The organism is Caballeronia sp. (assembly GCF_049581465.1).
Taxonomy (GTDB): Bacteria; Pseudomonadota; Gammaproteobacteria; order Burkholderiales; family Burkholderiaceae; genus Caballeronia.
On record NZ_JBAUSA010001089.1, the window covers coordinates 1 to 2,594 of the forward strand.

Consider the following 2,594-nt stretch of genomic DNA (forward strand, 5'->3'; position numbering starts at 1 on the left):
CCTCGTCAACATGGTGTTGATGCAACTGGAGATGGCCGGCATCACCAAACCGGCTACGTCATAATGTCCGCCATGATTACAGTCAATGTCGAACTGGGCGATCGCGCCTATCCCATCCATATCGGCGCAGGGCTGATTGGCCGCACCGAACTGTACGCGCCGCACATCGCGGGCTCGTCGGTCGCGATCGTCACCAATACAACGGTCGATCCGCTCTATGGCGATGCACTGCGTGCCGCGCTCGCGCCGCTCGGCAAACACGTCACAACGGTCGTTTTGCCCGATGGCGAAGCGCACAAGAATCTTGACACACTGAACCAGATCTTCAGCGCGCTTCTGGCCGGCCGCGCCGATCGCAAGACCACGCTGATTGCATTGGGCGGCGGAGTGATTGGCGACATGACCGGTTTTGCCGCGGCTTGTTACATGCGAGGCGTGCCGTTCATCCAGGTACCGACCACGCTGCTGGCGCAGGTCGATTCGTCGGTCGGCGGCAAGACGGGCATCAATCATCCGCTTGGCAAGAACATGATCGGCGCGTTTTATCAGCCGCAAGCCGTGATCGCGGACATCGCGGTGCTGCAGACCCTGCCGCCGCGTGAACTCGCCGCGGGTATCGCGGAAGTGATCAAGACGGGCGCAATTGCCGACAGTGAATTTTTCGACTGGATCGAGGCGAATATCGCGGGACTGAACGCATGCGACCCGTCCGCGCTAGCGCATGCCGTCAAGCGGTCGTGCGAAGTAAAGGCGTCGGTGGTTGCCGCCGACGAGCGCGAAGGCGGCGTGCGAGCTATCCTCAATTTCGGTCACACATTTGGTCACGCGATTGAAGCAGGGCTCGGTTACGGTGAATGGCTGCATGGTGAAGCAGTAGGTTGCGGCATGGTGATGGCGGCCGATCTTTCAGTTCGTCTTGGCCGGCTGGATGAAGCATCGCGCGCGCGTCTCACGGGACTGGTGACCGCGGCTAAATTGCCGGTCAAAGCGCCAGCGCTGGGCGCGGACCGGTATATCGATTTGATGAAGGTCGACAAGAAAGCTGAAGCGGGCGAAATCAAGTTCATCCTGCTCACGCGTTTCGGTGACACGCTCATTACAGGCGCGCCGGACGACGCGGTACGTGCAACGCTCGCGGCGAGCGTCTGATAACGCGCTGTCGGCGCCGCCCATCGCGTCTACCCTGATGACAGCACGCCTTTTAGCGCAACGTTTAGCGCGACGATGAGCGCAACGAAGACCCGGAGCAGCCGTTGAGCGACAAACAGTCCCGCGTATCGAGCAGCACAGCGACCTCGTTCGCGTTCGAGGCGCATCTCGCCCCCTATGCTGCGCATTCCGCTGAATCGCGCGGGCGCCGCTTCGAGGAAAAGCCGCCGAGCGCGCGCACCGAATTCCAGCGCGATCGCGATCGAATCGTTCACTCCACGGCGTTCCGCCGTCTTGAATACAAGACGCAGGTTTTCGTCAATCACGAAGGCGACCTGTTTCGCACGCGGCTCACGCACAGTCTGGAAGTCGCGCAAATCGCACGTTCCGTCGCGCGCAACCTGCGCGTGAATGAGGATCTCGTCGAAGCAATTTCGCTTGCCCACGATCTTGGCCATACGCCGTTCGGCCATGCCGGACAGGACGCGCTCAACGATTGCATGCGCGAGCACGGTGGCTTCGAGCACAATTTGCAGAGCCTCGTAGTGGTCGACGAACTGGAAGAACATTACGGCGCGTTCGACGGCCTGAATCTCTGCTTCGAAACACGCGAAGGCATTCTCAAGCACTGCTCGCGCGAAAACGCACTGAAACTCGGCGCGTTGGGCGAGCGGTTCTTGAACCGCACGCAACCGTCGCTAGAAGCGCAGATCGCGAATGTCGCCGACGAAATTGCCTACAACAATCATGATGTCGACGACGGTCTGCGCTCCGGCCTGATCACGCTCGACCAACTCGCCGATGTCGCGTTGTGGCAAACGCACTACGAAAAGGCGCGCCTTGAGTATCCGGACATTGAAGGGCGCAGGCTGATCAACGAGACCATCCGGCGCATCATCAATACGCTGATCGTGGACCTGATCGATGCGACCCGCGCAAGGCTGGCGCACATGCAGCCGGCATCGCTCGACGACGTGCGCAACGCGCCGCCGCTCGTGCTGCACGGCGCGGAAGTCGCCGCGCAAGCCGCCGAACTCAAGCGCTTCCTGTACAAGAACCTGTACCGCCATTACCGCGTGATGCGCATGGCGAACAAGGCGCGTCGCGTGGTGACGGGCTTGTTTAACGCGTTCGATGAAGATCCTCGCCTGCTCCCGCCGGCATATCAGGCACGCGGACGTGTCGAGGAAGAATCGGCCAACGATCCCGACGGCAGTGTCGGTGCGACGGACAGTTCGCAGGCGCGCCTGATCGCGCATTACATCGCAGGAATGACGGATCGCTACGCGCTGAAAGAGTACGGACGTTTGTTCGTCATCGAAGACATCTAGAATCGCGCGCTCCACGATCAAAGAAGCTGGAGGCTGCTGAGCGGCCGGCTGTGCGTCCTCGATCCGGCGAGCGGCGCGCGCGTCAACTAAAAGGGTGCAAAAGACATGAGAAGC

Annotated in this window: 2 protein-coding genes; both read left to right on the plus strand. The window is 61.0% G+C overall.

The window, feature by feature from the left end; genetic code table 11:
- The first annotated feature begins 72 nt into the window (after positions 1-72).
- Positions 73-1,149 (plus strand): 3-dehydroquinate synthase, encoded by a 1,077-nt coding sequence (aroB, locus tag WCA53_RS26620; RefSeq protein ID WP_423917653.1) that lies wholly within the window; start codon positions 73-75, stop codon positions 1,147-1,149.
- 104 nt (positions 1,150-1,253) lie between these two features.
- Positions 1,254-2,480: a deoxyguanosinetriphosphate triphosphohydrolase gene (locus WCA53_RS26625; protein ID WP_423917650.1), complete on the plus strand. Its 1,227-nt coding sequence runs from the start codon at positions 1,254-1,256 to the stop codon at positions 2,478-2,480.
- Positions 2,481-2,594 lie beyond the last annotated feature (114 nt).